This is a genomic window from Microcoleus sp. K4-B3, assembly GCF_036704615.1.
Classification (GTDB): Bacteria; Cyanobacteriota; Cyanobacteriia; order Cyanobacteriales; family Microcoleaceae; genus Microcoleus.
The window spans coordinates 17,395-33,259 of record NZ_JAUBSF010000019.1 but is presented as its reverse complement, the minus strand read 5'-3'; the positions used below and the strand labels follow the sequence as shown (position 1 = coordinate 33,259).

The 15,865-nt window shown below is 48.5% G+C and carries 15 protein-coding genes; 4 read left to right on the top strand and 11 right to left on the bottom strand.

All coding sequences use genetic code 11. From position 1 onward, the window contains the following. Positions 1-334 precede the first annotated feature (334 nt). The 7 genes from QUA78_RS11445 to rfaE2 form a co-directional block, all read right to left on the bottom strand. Positions 335-541, bottom strand: coding sequence for a hypothetical protein (locus QUA78_RS11445; protein ID WP_333300646.1), 207 nt, complete (start codon positions 539-541; stop codon positions 335-337). Continuing rightward, positions 535-2,073: an ATP-binding protein gene (locus QUA78_RS11440; RefSeq protein ID WP_333398801.1), complete on the bottom strand. Its 1,539-nt coding sequence runs from the start codon at positions 2,071-2,073 to the stop codon at positions 535-537. The genes QUA78_RS11445 and QUA78_RS11440 overlap by 7 nt, the downstream gene beginning before the upstream one ends. Then, positions 2,070-3,089: an ATP-binding SpoIIE family protein phosphatase gene (locus QUA78_RS11435; RefSeq protein ID WP_333398800.1), complete on the bottom strand. Its 1,020-nt coding sequence runs from the start codon at positions 3,087-3,089 to the stop codon at positions 2,070-2,072. The genes QUA78_RS11440 and QUA78_RS11435 overlap by 4 nt, the downstream gene beginning before the upstream one ends. A gap of 255 nt (positions 3,090-3,344) precedes the next feature. Next, the gene (locus tag QUA78_RS11430; protein WP_333306922.1) at positions 3,345-3,743 is read right to left on the bottom strand and encodes an anti-sigma regulatory factor; all 399 of its coding nucleotides are present in this window, start codon (positions 3,741-3,743) and stop codon (positions 3,345-3,347) included. Between the two features lie 171 nt (positions 3,744-3,914). Then, positions 3,915-4,283 carry an STAS domain-containing protein gene (locus QUA78_RS11425; protein ID WP_333306920.1) on the bottom strand — a complete coding sequence of 123 codons (369 nt, stop codon included), beginning with the start codon at positions 4,281-4,283 and terminating at the stop codon, positions 3,915-3,917. A gap of 55 nt (positions 4,284-4,338) precedes the next feature. Next, the gene (locus QUA78_RS11420; RefSeq protein ID WP_333306918.1) at positions 4,339-5,208 is read right to left on the bottom strand and encodes an STAS domain-containing protein; all 870 of its coding nucleotides are present in this window, start codon (positions 5,206-5,208) and stop codon (positions 4,339-4,341) included. Between the two features lie 116 nt (positions 5,209-5,324). Then, positions 5,325-5,819: a D-glycero-beta-D-manno-heptose 1-phosphate adenylyltransferase gene (rfaE2, locus tag QUA78_RS11415; RefSeq protein WP_333306926.1), complete on the bottom strand. Its 495-nt coding sequence runs from the start codon at positions 5,817-5,819 to the stop codon at positions 5,325-5,327. Positions 5,820-6,612: 793 nt separating this feature from the next. On the opposite strand from rfaE2, the gene hpsJ-B reads away from it, so the two are divergent. Together hpsJ-B and QUA78_RS11405 are read left to right on the top strand one after the other, a co-directional pair. Continuing rightward, the gene (hpsJ-B, locus tag QUA78_RS11410) at positions 6,613-7,443 is read left to right on the top strand and encodes a hormogonium polysaccharide biosynthesis protein HpsJ (protein WP_333306915.1); all 831 of its coding nucleotides are present in this window, start codon (positions 6,613-6,615) and stop codon (positions 7,441-7,443) included. An 86-nt stretch (positions 7,444-7,529) separates the two neighbouring features. Beyond that, on the top strand, positions 7,530-8,447 hold the full coding sequence (locus tag QUA78_RS11405; RefSeq protein ID WP_333398798.1) for a glycosyltransferase family 2 protein: 918 nt from the start codon (positions 7,530-7,532) through the stop codon (positions 8,445-8,447). Positions 8,448-8,671: 224 nt separating this feature from the next. On the opposite strand, the gene glgB is transcribed toward QUA78_RS11405, so the two are convergent. The 4 genes from glgB to QUA78_RS11385 all read right to left on the bottom strand — a co-directional run bounded on the left by glgB (position 8,672) and on the right by QUA78_RS11385 (position 12,370). After that, on the bottom strand, positions 8,672-10,963 hold the full coding sequence (glgB, locus tag QUA78_RS11400; RefSeq protein ID WP_333306460.1) for a 1,4-alpha-glucan branching enzyme: 2,292 nt from the start codon (positions 10,961-10,963) through the stop codon (positions 8,672-8,674). A 361-nt stretch (positions 10,964-11,324) separates the two neighbouring features. Continuing rightward, positions 11,325-11,528 carry a hypothetical protein gene (locus QUA78_RS11395; protein ID WP_333398796.1) on the bottom strand — a complete coding sequence of 68 codons (204 nt, stop codon included), beginning with the start codon at positions 11,526-11,528 and terminating at the stop codon, positions 11,325-11,327. 236 nt (positions 11,529-11,764) lie between these two features. Continuing rightward, a complete protein-coding gene (locus tag QUA78_RS11390) occupies positions 11,765-11,953 on the bottom strand; it encodes a hypothetical protein (RefSeq protein WP_333306456.1) in 189 nt (62 codons plus the stop codon). 204 nt (positions 11,954-12,157) lie between these two features. Continuing rightward, positions 12,158-12,370 (bottom strand): serine protease, encoded by a 213-nt coding sequence (locus QUA78_RS11385; RefSeq protein ID WP_333306454.1) that lies wholly within the window; start codon positions 12,368-12,370, stop codon positions 12,158-12,160. A 338-nt stretch (positions 12,371-12,708) separates the two neighbouring features. Here QUA78_RS11385 and QUA78_RS11380 point away from each other — a divergent pair, with 338 nt between their 5' ends. Further along, complete coding sequence (locus tag QUA78_RS11380; RefSeq protein WP_333306452.1) at positions 12,709-13,287, top strand: hypothetical protein; 579 nt, start codon at positions 12,709-12,711, stop codon at positions 13,285-13,287. A gap of 291 nt (positions 13,288-13,578) precedes the next feature. Next, positions 13,579-15,507, top strand: coding sequence for a penicillin-binding protein 2 (locus QUA78_RS11375; RefSeq protein WP_333306450.1), 1,929 nt, complete (start codon positions 13,579-13,581; stop codon positions 15,505-15,507). The last annotated feature ends 358 nt before the right edge of the window (positions 15,508-15,865 follow it).

Here is a 15,865-nt window from a genome sequence, read left to right as displayed (position 1 = left end):
GGGTTTGGATCGCGGGCCTGCTGTTGCATTATTTTTTTAAATCGAGACTTTGCTAAGAACGAGATTTATCATGGATTTTAGCCGATCGCCGACACGAAAACAGGCACTCGGCAAGTCCCTACTGTATAGTCGGCAACTGAGAACTGCTACATTTTACAGCACAAACGTTAAATGGTGTTGCAAATTAAATAAATCTTGCCTGCTATAAATTAACTCTCTTACGAACAATATAAAATACGGTGAAAAAAATATAATTAGGTTCGCAGGATCGGACTTCAGTCCTCAAAAGCTACAATGCCTGATATCGTTTCCCTTTGCATCGGAATAATATTTTTCACCGTGCATTGCTAGCATCCCGCACAGCCAAGGAGTGATGTAACCGAAAATGTTTTGAAGTCATCGCGATAGCAGGTATTTGACAAGTAGCCTGATCCCATTTCAACTCTTCCCAAACCTCAAATCCAGTCACATCCGGCATCATAATGTTGATAAAAATTGCGATCGGTTCCTCAACAAGCAACCGATCGCAATTTTTCAGCACCGTTGGCGGCCTCGATCGCAGTACAATGAATTTGTGGCAACAAGTTTTTCAGCAAATACCGAAAAACTATCTTCATCCTCCACAATCAAAACTTTTGCTGCTGAATCCGGGACTGGCGATCGAGAATCTGCAATCGCCAGCGGTATTTCATCTCCCTTACCAACGGACATTTCCCAAGAGTTTTCTTCATCTCCAGCATAGACGATCGGCAGTTTGACCAAAAAAGTCGAACCCACTCCCGGCGAACTGGTGATTTCAATACTTCCTCCCAGAAATTCTGCCAGTTTTTTGCACAGAGACAATCCCAATCCGGTGCCTTTGACCCCCTTCTGCAAGGGATTTTCGAGTTGGACAAATTCTTCAAAAATCCGCATTTGGTCGGCTGGAGAAATGCCAATGCCCGTATCTGACACTGAAAAAGTAACTGTTCCCCCGTCTCCTATTTCCGCAGCAACTCGAACTTCGCCTGCTTCGGTAAATTTGAGGGCATTAGAAATCAGATTGCGCAAAATCTGAGAAACTTTTCCCTCGTCGGTTGTGAGGGTTGGAAGTTCTAGAGGCGCTTCAAAAATCAGAGCAACATCCGAGTTTTGGGGCAGCAGGGGGCGCATCATTCCCCGCAGGGCGCTGAACAAATCTTCGACTTCAAAATCAGCCACGCGAACAGTTAGTTTTCCCGCTTCCACTTTGGCTAAATCTAACGAGTCGTTGACAAGTTCTGCGAGAGACTCGGCGGATTTGCGAATGTAATTTACTTGCTTGTCCTGTTCGGCTGAAAGTTCTCCGTCAAGGCGATGTAACAATATTTCTGAAAGGCTCAGAATTGCCGTTAGCGGAGTGCGAAACTCGTGGCTCATATTGGAGAGAAAGCTGGTTTTGAGTTCGCTGGCGCGCCGGAGAGATTCGGCCTTGTCGTTCAATTCGGCGTAAAGTGCGAGGACTCCGCGATTGGTATCTTCTAGTTGTTGATTTAATTGTACGAGTTCTTCTTGACGCTGGCGGAGTTCGTCTAATGTGCGCAGTAACTCTTGATTTTGCTGCTGAATTTCGGCATAGGGATCTTCTGGGATTTGGCGCGCTAGTTTGTCAACTAATTGATTTAGTTCGATCGCACTCAGCGCAGGCATCTGTTTGGAAAACTGCTTCACTAATTGTACGGCAGTTCCGCGATCGGGCGCAGAGTCGATTTGCACTTCGTCCATCAACCGTTTCGCTGCGGCTAAACCGAGTCCCGCGCCGGTTTGCGATCGAAAATTGGGGCCCAACACACTCGCTAAATCAGCAATTCCCGGCCCCGTGTCAGAAATCCGAGTCCGAAAAAATTGGGGCGATTCCCCTTCCACAATGAATTCTACTTTGCCGCCGCCTGCATATTTGAAAGCATTGCGGGCAATTTCGGAAACTGCTGTGGCGATGCGGGTTTGTACTTGGGAATCGAATCCCAGCCCTTTAGCAATTTGGCGAGCTCTTTGGCGTACTTGTACGATGTCTTGTTCAAAGCGGACTTCCGTCGTCAGGATTGGGTAACTCACGCTGATTCTCTCACCTTGGCTACTATAACTGTCATGTCATCGCGAGTGCGTTTGAAGTCCCGGTAGAGCACGGCTGCGATTAAAGCAGGATGTCTGGAGGCTAAACCCGGGTAGCGGTTTAAATTCCACTGCGCCGCCAAACCGTCGGAGTGCATGATGAGTAGGGACTGCTGCGACCAAGGATAGACAAATTCTGCTACTTTTCGCATCATATGTCCAACTGTGCCATTGTAGGAAACCATGCTGCGGGTTTGGTTATCTGTGACCACTACACCGCTGATGTTGCCAATTCCGGCAAAACAAACTGTTTGTTGGGTACGATCTATTTGGGCGATCGCCGCAGCCGCTCCTCTGGTATTTTTTAAAGCAGCGTGCGCCTTCTCTAAAATTGCTTTCGGCCCCAGTTTAGCGTTTTCCTTAAATACCCGCACTGCTTCCCGCGAGGATTCCTGGGCCAAATCCCCATAGCCTAGCCCGTCAGCAACTAAAATCAGGTTTTTGTCCAGATGATTTTCCGTCGCCCAGGAATCCCCGCAAATTTCCTCTCCTGCTTTCGGTAAGTGGACGACCCCCAATTCCAAGTAATTGCTGTTTTGGGAGGCTTCCCGGCTATTTTGGGTAGGTTCCAGCCGCGCTAATAAGGCTGTCCCCAGTTTCGGTACAGAATGAATATCAAAAAAGGTAGAGAGGCGTTTAATAGCCCCCAGTCCGGTTCCCGGGGTTCCCGCTGTAGAAAAACCGTCCCGCAGACACAGCGCGACATTTGCCATTCCCTGCCCCCGGTCTAGCGCTACTATTTCAATGCTACATCCTGCCGCTGTTTTTAATGTTCGCAGCAAAAGTTCTCCTTCGCGGCCGTGTTTGACCAGGTTTTTTGCTGCTTCGGTGGTAACAATTGCCACTTTACCGCGATCGGTCTCGTTAAATTCTAGTTCGGCCGCGAGGGCGACTGCGATTCGCCGCGCTTCTCCAACTTGACTTTCTTCTGTGACGGGCAGGGCTATCGCATCTCTCATTATTTTGTAGTTCTCATCTTAAGCTGGCGCGCATTGAACAACGAAAAATTCAGCAGTCATTAGTGACCTCACAAACCCGGTTTCTCCTAACCAAACGCAAAAATCGTAGAACAGAAACCTGATTTCTAGCCCTCCATGCGTCAGCATTCAGCAGTCATTAGTGACCTCACGAACCCAGTTTCTTCCTAGATTTCTCCTCACCAAACGCAAAACTTGTAGAAACCGGGCTTCTAGCCCAATCTCCCCCACTCTTCCTCACCGCCAGCGGACGATCGCAATTTTAGTCCCCTTACCCACTTTGGAAACAATCTCAAATTCGTGCATCAACCGCTTAGAACCACTGAGCCCCAAACCCAAACCCTGATTAGAAGTATAACCGTCAGTCATTGCCAATTCTAGGTCTGGAATTCCCGGGCCCTTGTCTTCAAATGTCAGCCGCAGCCCTTTGCGGGTACCTAATTGGAGCGTTTCGAGAGTTACAGTTCCCCCTTTACCGTAGTCTACAGTATTGCGGGCGAGTTCGCTGGCTGCGGTAACGATTTTTGTTTGGTCTACTAAACCGAATCCCATTGCTATAGCCCAAGCTCGCACTTGCTGTCGGACGTGGACTATATCGGATGACGATCGGATTTCTAGTGTCTCACGTTTTGACATGGCGGCTACTGTACCAAAATAGAACTTCTCCACAAAACATAGGACTTACGCTCATCAACTTAGTTTCTCCTTAGAAATCTTAAGTTTGTCAACAATGTATCTACAAACAAACCAGATTTCATTACTGCATATGCCTAAGTCATGGGACAATTTATCGACTGCTTACGATTTCTAGTCAGGAGACAAAGCCAAGGATTTTCTCAACAAAATCATGCCCTTTTCAACGCTTAAAGCTGTGCGAACTCCTGTCAGGGAAAGCCCCAATTCAACGAGGGTAATCGCAACCGCTGGCTGCATCCCGACCACAACTGTTTCAGCATCTAAAATTCGCGACATGGTGGCGATATTGTTGAGAATGCGACCGATGAAAGAATCTACGATTTCCAGGGAAGAGATTTCTATTAAAACACCTTTGACCCCTGTTTTGACGATGCGGTTTGTCAGGTCATCTTGCAGCGTCATTGCCAAGCGGTCGTGCATATCTACTTGAATTGTTACTAGCAGAAATTCTCCCATTTGTAGAATCGGTATCCGTTCCATGATTTACCTATATTTTAGCTTTGAATTAAAATTTTATGCCCCAACGCAATATTTTTTATCTTTCCTCTTTAATATTTTTTATAGTTAAACCTTGGCGATGCAAAGCGACTTTAAAAGCATCAGCCAAAGTAGCTTTTGTCAGAATATCTTGCAAGTCAACTCCCAAATGAACTATGGTTTGAGCTATTTGCGGGCGAATGCCGCTGATGATGCACTCAGTACCCATTAAACGGGCGGCGGCGACAGTTTTTAATAAATGTTGAGCGACTAAAGTGTCAACAGTCGGCACGCCTGTAATATCTAAAATCGCAAATTCTGAGCCGGTTTCCATGATTTCCTGCAACAGAGTTTCCATGACTATTTGAGTGCGGGCGCTGTCGAGAGTCCCGATCATGGGTAATGCGAGAATTCCTTGCCAAAGTTTGACTACGGGTGTTGACAATTCGAGCATTTCTTGCTGCTGGCGTTCGATGACTTCTTCGCGAGCTTTGAGAAAGATTTCTGTCACCCACAGGCCGAGCTGGTCTAATAAACTGGTGGAAAGCCAAAGTTGTTCGACAAGTGCGTCGCGGTTTTGTGTGAGTTCGTGACAAAGCCGATCGAACAATGGCTTTTTGAAGCATAAAATGAAACTCGCTATCTCTGAGGGAGTAAAGCCTCTCTGAACGCGCGATCGCGAAACTTCTGCTAGCAGCAGCCGCATATTTTCCCATTCGGGTGTCTGGATGTCGCTCAAGTTACCGTGTCCCACTGCAATGTGGAGCAATTGCAGGAACTCTTGACACTCGGAGCGCAATTCTTTGGCTCTCATCAAGTCGTCCCGCCGCAGGCCGGTATTTTGCAGTTCTTTGAGCCAGTCTGCTAGTAGCTCTGATTTGTGTCTTTCTAGGATTTCCGCGATCGTGTTATTGCTTGTGAGTTCCATTAAAATTATCTCCTGCTTAGCAATTGGGATGAAGTTGTACGAACGATCGCACTTGAGTATTTCTTGATGGGGCAACTTCTGAGTTTAGCTCACTGTTTGCTGTTTGCGATCGAGGGTTAAGTACCTAATTGCAAAATGCGTTTGACGATCGCACTGGTAGAACTCGGAACTTCTATTTTGATTAAGGAAATCTTACCGCCTCCAGCGATAACTGCCGGTGCTTCCGGCAGAGTTTCGAGTTGATAGTCGCCTCCTTTAACGTATATATCAGGCTTCAGGATATTTATCAGTTTAGTTGCTGTAATCTCGGAAAAAATTACTACGGCATCTACTGGTTTGAGGGCGGCCAAAACTTCGGCTCGCTGATTTTCCGGTACGATCGGGCGAGGTGGCAATCCCTGCTCCTGCGGTTTGATAGCTTGCACGCTGGCGTCGCTATTCAAGCCCACCACGAGCGATCGCCCCAAATTTTTTGCCGCCTGCAAATAGCGGACGTGGCCAGCGTGTAGGATATCGAAGCACCCGTTAGTAAACACCATCGGACGCCAGTTGTCCGGATCGGATGCGATCGAGCTTTCAAGTTCTCTCAACCTGTAAACACCAGAAATCATTGCACTCATTACCAGCAAATTTGAACAGCCATCAATTATCATACCAAAAAATGTGCTATTTTGAACTTTTCCTATTGAACAATTAATCACTAAATCTGCCAATAATTAGTAGTTGGCGATTAGTAATTTGCAATTAGTAATTAGTGACTCTCAAGCAAGAAGGAAGAAGTAAAAATTGCCTTCGGCTTCGCGAGTGGCTAAACAAAAGGAAAAAGGAAAAAACACCTACTCGTGTATCTGTGACAGCCGTATCGTGCTGCTGGTAATTGTAGGTTAAAAAGGTTGGGAAACAATTATTTATTCCACCCCTCTCTTATATCAATTAGTATAAGACAGGGGATTTAGTTCCACGGCCTCTGGCAGGCGATCGGGTAGTGGGAGCCCTAGGGGGTGAAACCCAACAAAACGCGCTCCTGCTGTGTCTATTATTTCTGACACCGCCGTGCGAGCGAAAGCTAGTTAAAAGCTGGAACCCAAGCGTGCAGAGCTCATCTTTACGCTGCATTCGTCAGACTATAAAAGAAGCCAGCAGTTGCTTGCAGCAGTTTCTGGGCGCTATCTTGACCAAGCTTTACAGCCACCCCAGAAGCGTGCCGCCTCCTGTGCCCAACTCTGCATACCTGTGCAGAAACTCGACCCTTTGCGGTCGCAACCGCAGCCTGTGAAAACCCAGAGGAAAGTCGAGGTGGGTACCCGAAGCACCTATTTTGGTGGAAAATAGCTTAACTCGTTCAACACAATCCACTCAACTACCCCCTTGAATCTAACGGTGTAGAATTATCTCACAGGAATTATGAAAGCAAGTAATAGCCGTCAATTTTCTTCAGTAGCTGCTCGAACTCTAAAAGTAGTCGGGATTATCTTGATTCTCTCTGCTTTGCTTGACTGCATCGTTCTGTCGCTGCCGGGAGAAACTTCGGACCTTCTCAATCGAGCCTGGCAGTTGGCCGCAGCAACTCAGATAGTTGACAGGGGCATTATTCCTTTGATGGGTATCGCCCTGCTGATGACTGGCTTTTGGGTTGACAGCAGCAGTGGAGTCTCTATTGAGAGACGCAAGGTTTGGCTGGACTTGCGATTCTGGGCGCTGTTGATTTCCAGCTTGTTAGGTCTAGTTTACCTATTTCTGGTTCCCGTTCACCTCAACAATACTCGTTTGGAACTCAAAGATGCTCTGGCTCAAGTCGATAGAGAAGCGGGACAAGCGGAAGGTCAACTTGAGGCGCAAATTAAAAGCGATCAGTTTAAAGCTCAGGTAGAACAGCTCAAAAGCCAGCGGCGCACCCAGATAGCCGCGCTGCTGCAAGACGACGGGAAGCTGAAACAAGCACTTAAGAGTCCAGAGGTTCCCAAGGAATTGAAAGCTGTGCTTCAGGAGTCGAAAAATGACCCGAAAGCCCTCGACAAGTTCCTGGAACAGCAAGCTCAAGAACTGCCAACTCAAGCTCGCAACGAGATTCGCACCCGCAAGCAACAAAAAGAGAAAGAATTAAGAACTCGATCGAGAAATTCGAGTTTGCAGACTGGAATCAGCAGTTTGTTGTTAGCGATCGGCTACATTACTGTTGGTTGGACGGGATTGAGAAGTATGGGAATTCTGCGGTTCGGCCGCCGCAAAATTTGACCGGCGCTGGCAGGGATCGCGCTGGTCGAGACATCCCTGAGAAATAGTTTGTTTACCCAATAGTTTGCCATTACTGAAAGCTGGGAATGTTCTCAATTTATATTCTGACTTACAACGAAGAGATTGATATCGCCGCTTGCATTGAATCGGCACTGCTTTGTGACGATATCATTGTAGTTGATTCTTTCAGCACCGATCGCACCCTTGAAATTGTTCAGAACTATGCCGTGCAAACAGTGCAGCACCGCTTTGAAACTCACGGGCGCCAGCGGACTTGGATGCTCCAAGAAGTCCCGTGCAAGTACGAATGGGTTTACATCCTCGAAGCTGACGAGCGGATGACGCCTGCACTGTTTGCTGAATGCTTAAAGGCGATCGAAAGTCAAGAATATATCGGCTATTACGTAGCTGAAAAAGTAATATTTATGGAGCGCTGGATTCGCCGCAGCACTCAATATCCCCGCTATCAAATGCGCCTGTTTCGCAAAGACCGAGTGTGGTTTACTGACTACGGTCACACTGAACGGGAAGTCTGCAACGGGCCTACTCACTTTTTGAAGGAAACCTACCCTCACTATACTTGCAGCAAAGGTCTTTCCCGCTGGATTGAAAAGCACAACCGCTACTCCACTGACGAGGCGGCTGAAACTCTCCGCCAATTAGAAGCCGGTCAAGTAAATTGGTGGGATTTATTGTTTGGCGCGTCGGAGGTGGAAAGGCGCCGCGCTTTGAAAGATTTTTCTTTGCGCTTGCCTTTGCGGCCTGTGGTGCGCTTTTTCTATATGTATATTTTACTCGGCGGATTTCTTGACGGCCAAGCGGGATTGGCTTGGTGCACGCTGCAAGCTTTTTATGAATATCTAATTTTGCTGAAAGTTTGGGAAATGAAGCATCTACCACTGCCAAAGTTAGAGGTAGTGGCAGAACAATCTATTTCGGAAGTAGTAACTGTTGATTCGCCTAAAGTTTCTTATAATCTTGGCGCTTCCGATACTCGAAATTAAAAATTGGTAATGGGTAATTGGTAATGGGTAATTGGGAATTGGTATGACATCCGTTCAATCCGAAGCAAGCGAATCCGTTGCCGAACTTCCTTGTTTCGCCACAACAACAAAATAGAAAAAAACCCGGTTTCTTGGATAAACCGGGTTTCTGAATACCCTCAAAGTTTTACGATTAAGAAAGTTTTGATTGTTAACTCAAAACTCTCACCACTCAAAACTCAAAACTATTGAGAGTTAAGCATCGCTGTTTTTGCCCGATCGATCTTTAAAATCAACACACCCAAAGGCGGCAAACACAAGTCGATCGAATAAGGACTGTTGTGGAACCACCACTCATCAGTCCACTTGCCTCCCAAATTCCCCATATTGCTGCCGCCGTACTCCCGCGCGTCGCTGTTAAACAACTCCGTATAGAAACCCGGTTCCGGCACTCCTACCCGATAGTGAGAGTGGGGCTGTGGTGTAAAATTGCACACCGTCACCACAAACTCGTCCCCATCCTTCTCGCGGCGCACAAAGGCCACGACGCTGTGCCGGTTGTCGGTACAATCAATCCACTCAAACCCATCCTCAGCAAAATCTTGACTGTAAAGTGCCGTTTCGCTGCGGTACAAATTGTTCAAATCCTTAAAAAACAGCTTCAACTTTTGGTGCGGATCGAATTGCAGCAACTGCCACTGCAAATCCCCCCAAACGTTCCACTCGTGCCACTGGCCGAACTCCATCCCCATAAAGATCGTTTTCTTTCCGGGATGAGCAAACATAAAAGTAAACAAACACCGCACGTTTGCAAACTTTTGCCATTCATCCCCTGGCATTTTCCCGATTATATGAGCCTTGCCGTGGACTACCTCATCGTGGGACAAAGCCAGCATGAAATTCTCGCTGTGGTTGTACCACATACTGAAAGTTATGTTGTTCTGGTGGAACTGGCGGAACCACGGGTCCATGTGGAAATAGTCGAGCATATCGTGCATCCAACCCATGTTCCACTTTAGGTTGAAGCCCAAGCCGCCTACATAGGTCGGCCAAGATACCATCGGCCAAGAGGTAGATTCTTCGGCGATCGACAGCGCACCCGGGAAATAGCTAAAAATGACGTGATTAGCCTGCCGCAGAAAATCCGCCGCCTCGATATTTTCCCGGCCCCCGTACTGGTTGGTCAACCATTCTCCGGGTTCGCGACAGTAATCCAAGTAAAGCATCGAGGCCACCGCATCTACGCGAATCCCGTCGATGTGGTACTTGTCAAACCAGAACAGAGCGTTTGATACTAGGAAATTCCGCACTTCGTTGCGGCCGTAGTTAAATACTAGGGTTCCCCACTCTTTGTGTTCCCCTTTACGGGGGTCGGCGTGTTCGTACAAGTGAGTTCCGTCAAAGAAAGCCAAACCGTGTCCGTCTTTGGGGAAATGTCCCGGCACCCAGTCCACCAGTACGCCAATGCCGTTGGCGTGGCACTGGTCAACAAAATACATGAAATCTTCAGGTTTGCCGTACCGGGAAGTTGGGGCGAAATAACCGGTTACTTGATAGCCCCAAGAACCGTCGAAAGGATGTTCGGCGATGGGCAGCATTTCGATGTGGGTGAATCCCAAATCTTTGACGTAGGGTATCAGCCGATCGGCTAATTCCCGGTAAGTCAGAAAGCGCGCCCCGGGATTCAGTTCCGAAACCTGCACGGCTGGTTCTATTTCCCCATTTGGTAGCACGGCGGGTTCGTCAGTAGCAGCGTGCAGCCAAGAACCGATGTGGCATTCGTAAACCGAAACCGGCTGGGTAAGTTGGTCTGTGTGCCGCCGCTGTTCGATCCAAGCGCTGTCGTGCCAAGTGTAGGTGCTTAAGTCGGTGACAATTGATGCTGTTTTCGGCCGCACTTCTTGCTGGAAACCGTAAGGATCGGACTTTTCGTAGGGATGTCCGTCTTGGTTTTTCACTTCGTATTTGTAGGAAGTTCCCACTTCTAGTCCCGGAATAAATAATTCCCAGATGCCGTTTTGCGATTTCCGCATTTGATGTTTGCGGCCGTCCCAATAGTTGAAATCTCCTAAAACAGAGACATTGCGAGCATTCGGAGCCCAAACGGCAAAATATACTCCTGTGATGCCGCCTACTTCGGTGAGGTGCGCCCCGAGTTTTTCGTAAATCCGGTGGTGGTTGCCTTCTGAGAATAAGTGAAGGTCAAATTCTGTGAGTTTGGGCGATCGAAAGGCGTAGGGGTCGTAAATAAAGCGATCGTGTTCTCCTTCTTTGACCCGCAGTTGATAGTTTGCTAGTTCTGGGGTTTCGATCGTACATTCAAAAAAGTGAGGGTGATGCTCTGATTTCATCGGGTATTCGGCCCTGGCCTCCGGCAACACTACCGATACCGCATCCGCATTCGGCAGATAAGCTCGGACGGCCCAGACTTTTTTGCCATTTTCTTCGATCGCGTGCGGGCCTAGCACTTCAAATGGATCGTGGTGCTGATTCCAAACAATCCGGTCAATCTGTTCAAAGGGGACGGTCGCGGGCATAAAACTACTTACCTCAATCTTTTGACTAAATGGCTTTCAAGACCTAGAGCGGCGCTGAACTTTACATTTCGATACATTTTTGATCGCTAATCGTACCACTGATTAGCATGATTTTGCCTGCCGCGGCTCCAGCGAGCGCGCTGGAGCCGCGGCAGGCAATGTTATTACCTTGCCTGCGGCCCAGCTAGGGTTTTACTGCTAACTTCTAAGTATAGAAATATTAAAACAAATTGAAAAATTTATATTATCTCCCAAATACCCTTGACTTTTTCTAAACTATGTGATAAGGAATATTTTTCATACTCTTGTCGATTTGCGACTGCCGGAGGGTCAAGGAGAGTAAGTGTTGGGGAGCAGCTAATCATTTATCTGAAATTTTCAGGCAGGGACGATCGCCCGATCGGTAGACTTTCACATCCCGGAGGCTGGGTTTCCCCACAAAGTGCGTGAATTTGGGGAAGGCGAGAAACAGCCAAGGATGCTCAACTGGGTATTGAGGAATCAAAGCTAAAGGACTCAGCAGGGCAGCAGCAATATCTGCCACGCTCAAGGAATCTCCTACCAAATAGACACCATCCTGCCAGCCACGGTGGAATCAATCTCAAGCAGCACTCAGGCGCAACGGGAGCGAGTTTTGCCCAGGCAGGCTTTATGCCGAACTGGGGGCGCGCCAATTAAATCACTAACTGGCTCAAAACAGACGGGTCGATTTGCTTGCCCGTACCAGTGCGAAACTCGTAGTAAACAAATCGAGTAGCAATGCCGATGCTTTCATCGAGCCAGTCTTCGACCGTCCCAGCCTCAGCTTGCTTTTCTCTCGTCTGCAGGCAACAGCGGGGGGGAAGGAAAGCGAGACTCGATCGACTGCAAAATTTGCGTCGAGTCTGCGATCGCCTCCGGTTGACCTTCGATTTGAGGCAGCAGCAGTGGCACTGTCTTCCAACCTCCCGTCAGAGGCTTGACTTTCAAAACGTGCAGGCCGGTAGTCAAATTTTAAAACAGAATGCCCTTGTAACCCAGTGCTAAGCCGACTTTGCGGCAGTAAGGGGACGTACTGAACTTTAGTAAAAGCATCAGAATTACAACTAACACCCAACTTGAGACCTAGACCTGTGAGATGAAAAAATGCGAGGAGCGAACGATTTTTCACCTGGAGGCTAGGCTCGTTGGGCAAACACTCTCGGATCGCCCTAGTTAGGGAGACTTTTTAGGAGCAGGGCTAGTAGTTGCACCAGCCCCTGGAGTAGCCTTGGGAGTTTCCTTCACAGCAGGAGAAGAAGCAGGAGGAGTAGTAGTAGTAGTGCCGCCCGGAGTGGGGCTGGTGGGGCTGGTGGCATCACCTCCGCAGGCGCCGAGGGCGGCTGCCAAGCCCACTACCAAAGTCAAACGAATTAATCCCTTGTTCATAAAAACTCCTTAACATTGAAAACCCATCGCAAGGAAGGGAATAGTGTACTTGAGAAACAATGCTGGCACGAATAGCTCAACGATTCGCTCGTTGATTACAATACTGCATTTATTAATAAATTTCACATGGATTACCGCTATCCGGCAAAGATTTCTTTTTTTTTTGCAAATCCTGAAGTCAAAGAGACCAGTGGTAGGATGGGTTGGTTGGCTTGTGAGGTATCTTTGGTAAGGATAACCGATCGAACGCAGATGGTCACAACTGGCGATCGTCGAGACAAAAAATTCTTAACCTCAATCAAGCTGAAGCTACCCCACTTTAGGTATTGGTGAACTCTATGACCGCTGCTATCAGATCCCCTGATTCTCCCCGCTCCCGATCGACCCGCAAGCCCGCTGCTGGCGCAGCCAAAAGCAAAGTTACTTCTATTGCCAAAGCTAGGCGGGCGAAGACAGGACCGGTATTGCCCAACTACTCGCCAGCCGACGAACAGGCTCAGGCTCGGCCGTCCGCATCGGTGCTGAAAGTTCTGCCAACTCGCCAGCAGCAGCCAGTGTGGTTGCGATCGCTCCTGCAGGCACAGCGCGCCTCCTCAGTGGCAGCAGTTATGCTTTTGGGCGGTGCTCTGAGTCTCTACGGCTTGACTGTTTACGGCGAGCAGCGCTGGAGTCAGGATTATCAAAAACTGGAAAGTCTGCGCCTCCAAGAACAGCAGTTGAGTGCTGCTAGTGAAGTCTTGAAACACCAACTTGCTAAAGAAGCCCAAAATCCAGAAACCGGTTTGGCTCCGCAGAGTCCTGGGGACACGATTTTCTTGCAGCCGGCCCCTGAAACCCGATCGCCCCTTGTGGCGGCACCAAACTCTGAGCCCGCTCTCAAAAATCGAGCCGGTGTGGAAACACCGCTGGGCTATTAAGCCTGTGTCAAAGCGGATAGTGCCCGAGGGCCTGAGTGTCCGAGGGCCCGAGAATTTAAGGATATAATTTCCTTTTTGGCTTTTTTTCAAGTTGCGCTCGATTTGCTTTTTCCCACCAGAAGTTAAAAATTAAAACTAATTAACACGACTTCAAAAACAAGAATGCAACTCTAGGTTTGATCCCAACCCTGATAGCGATCGCTCATTCCCAAGTCTTTAATTCTCTCTTCTAAAACCTAAATAAATTCTAAATTCTCAAATGATTTAACTTGCTATTGAATTTTTAATGCCATGAGCTACGACCCTCGTTTTGACCGCTACAGATCGCCGAACTTCAAACGCCCCAAACCTTCGGGCGATTCCCTACGGGATAGCTTCGCTTCACGCGCCGGGTGGGAAAAACAAGCCAAACCTAGAGCGAACGGCAGTTTCGGCAGATCGCCACAACAGACTGCTCCACCTTGGGGGCGGCCGGTGGAGCGTTTAAAACCCAGGAAGTTCCGTTTGTGGGCCGTGTGGGCGGTGTTGATGCTGGGGGGGCTGGGGCTGGCTGTGAATTTGTTTTATTTGCAGGTGACGCGAGCTCCGGCGCTGCGCAAACAAGCGGAGCAGCAGCAAACTCTCAAAACGAAGCCGTTTGTGCCGAGACGCCCGATAGTTGACCGCGCCGGGAATGTTTTGGCGATCGACAGACAGGTGTACACGCTCTACGCTCACCCGAAGTTGTTCAACCACTCGAAGGCGGAAATTGCTGCTAAGTTGGCTCCGATGCTGGCGATCGAACTGAGTCCGGGCACTACGTCGGAAACTGAATTGCTGCGCAGGTTTAATCTTGGTGAAAGCGGTATTACAATTGCGGATTCTCTGGCTCAAGAGGTTGCCGATCGCATCGCTCAGATGCAAATTAAAGACAGTCCGGTGGATGGTCTGGAGTTGCTGCGGCAGCAGCAGCGTTTTTACCCGCAGCAGGAGTTGGCGGCGGATATCCTCGGTTATGTGGACGGGGAACGGAAGGGACAAGCCGGGGTGGAATACAGCCAGCAGAATTTGCTGGAACGATCGATGCCGTCGATTCAGTTTAGCAGGTCGAGCAATGGGAATTGGGTTCCCGATCGGCTGACGGCGGGATTTGTGCAGCTTGATGATTTGAAATTGCAACTGACGATCGACAGTCGCTTGCAGCGGGTAGCCCGAGTTGCTCTCAAGGAAAAAATGAAGCAATACGAAGCCAAGCGGGGCACGGTGATTGTGATGGATGCCCGTAACGGGGAATTGCTGTCTGTGGTAGCGGAACCTTCTTATGACCCGAATCAATATTTTAATTTCGATTTGTCGCGCTATAAAAATTGGGCTGTAACTGATGTTTATGAGCCTGGTTCGACTTTTAAAGCAATTAATGTGGCGATCGCTCTGGAAGCGGGTGCTGTGAAACCTAATAGTGTGTTTAAGGACGAAGGTCGGATTTATATGGATGGCTGGACTATCCAAAATTCCGATTACAAATTCGCAGGCGCGCGCGGCCCTTCCACTGTTACTGAGATTTTGAAACATTCTAGTAATGTGGGGATGGTGCACGTAATGAGAAGTATGAAAGCTTCTCTTTACTATCAAGCTTTAGAAAAACTCGGACTCGGACAAACTGCGGGAACTGATTTGCCTTTTGAAGTAACCAGTCAGCTTAAAAATCGAGAGCAATTTATTAACTCTCCGGTGGAAGTTGCTACTACGGCTTTCGGGCAGGGTTTTTCGATTACTCCGATGCAGTTGGTGCAGCTTAACGGAGCTTTGGCTAACGGTGGCAAGTTGGTGACTCCTCACGTTGTGCAGGGACTTTTTGATAGGGAAGGTGAAGCTTATTGGAAGCTTCCGAGGGCTGCTACAAAGCAAATTTTTTCGCCTGAAACTACTAAGCAGGTGTTAGAAATGATGGAAACTGTGGTTGATGGCGGTACGGGGAAAGCTGCACAAATTCCCGGGTATCGGATAGCTGGGAAAACGGGGACGGCTCAAAAAGCTAATTCTGGTGGGGGTTATTCTAAGGACGCGATTATTACTAGCTTTGTGGGGATAATGCCAGCGGAGGCTCCTCGGTATGTGGTGCTGGCGGTGATTGATGAGCCTAAGGAGGGTTCTTCGGGGGGTACGGTGGCGGCGCCGATTGTGGAGTCGGTGATGGAGGCGCTGATTTCTATTGAGAAGATTGCGCCGAGTAAGAAGTAGTTGATTATATCGTATGCTGCATCAGGAATTGACGATCGAATATAACGATCGACAACAAGGATATTGAGGACGCGGCAATGCCGTTTCCCTACCCCAAATTTATCGATTAATTATTGTAGGGACACGGCAGTGCCGTGTCCTGATTTCTATCGATAACACGACAACGGAGGACACGGCAATGCCGTTTCCCTACCCCAAATTTATCGCTCGCCCCCGAGGATATAACCATCGAAAACACGACAACGGAGGACACGGCAATGCCGTTTCCCTACCCCAAAATAATCGATTAATTATTGTAGGGACACGGCAGTGCCGTGTCCTGATTTCTATCGATAACACGACAACGGAGGACACGGCA

Excerpts from the sequence above, each read along its gene's own strand:
- QUA78_RS11420 (WP_333306918.1), bottom strand. The coding sequence starts at position 5,208 with ATGGAACTCACAAGCAATAACACGATCGCGGAAATCCTAGAAAGACAC.
- QUA78_RS11380 (WP_333306452.1), top strand. The coding sequence starts at position 12,709 with ATGACCGCTGCTATCAGATCCCCTGATTCTCCCCGCTCCCGATCGACC.
- QUA78_RS11405 (WP_333398798.1), top strand. The coding sequence starts at position 7,530 with ATGTTCTCAATTTATATTCTGACTTACAACGAAGAGATTGATATCGCC.
- QUA78_RS11425 (WP_333306920.1), bottom strand. The coding sequence starts at position 4,283 with ATGGAACGGATACCGATTCTACAAATGGGAGAATTTCTGCTAGTAACA.
- QUA78_RS11375 (WP_333306450.1), top strand. The coding sequence starts at position 13,579 with ATGAGCTACGACCCTCGTTTTGACCGCTACAGATCGCCGAACTTCAAA.
- glgB (WP_333306460.1), bottom strand. The coding sequence starts at position 10,963 with ATGCCCGCGACCGTCCCCTTTGAACAGATTGACCGGATTGTTTGGAAT.
- hpsJ-B (WP_333306915.1), top strand. The coding sequence starts at position 6,613 with ATGAAAGCAAGTAATAGCCGTCAATTTTCTTCAGTAGCTGCTCGAACT.
- QUA78_RS11430 (WP_333306922.1), bottom strand. The coding sequence starts at position 3,743 with ATGTCAAAACGTGAGACACTAGAAATCCGATCGTCATCCGATATAGTC.
- rfaE2 (WP_333306926.1), bottom strand. The coding sequence starts at position 5,819 with ATGATTTCTGGTGTTTACAGGTTGAGAGAACTTGAAAGCTCGATCGCA.
- QUA78_RS11385 (WP_333306454.1), bottom strand. The coding sequence starts at position 12,370 with ATGAACAAGGGATTAATTCGTTTGACTTTGGTAGTGGGCTTGGCAGCC.
- QUA78_RS11435 (WP_333398800.1), bottom strand. The coding sequence starts at position 3,089 with ATGAGAGATGCGATAGCCCTGCCCGTCACAGAAGAAAGTCAAGTTGGA.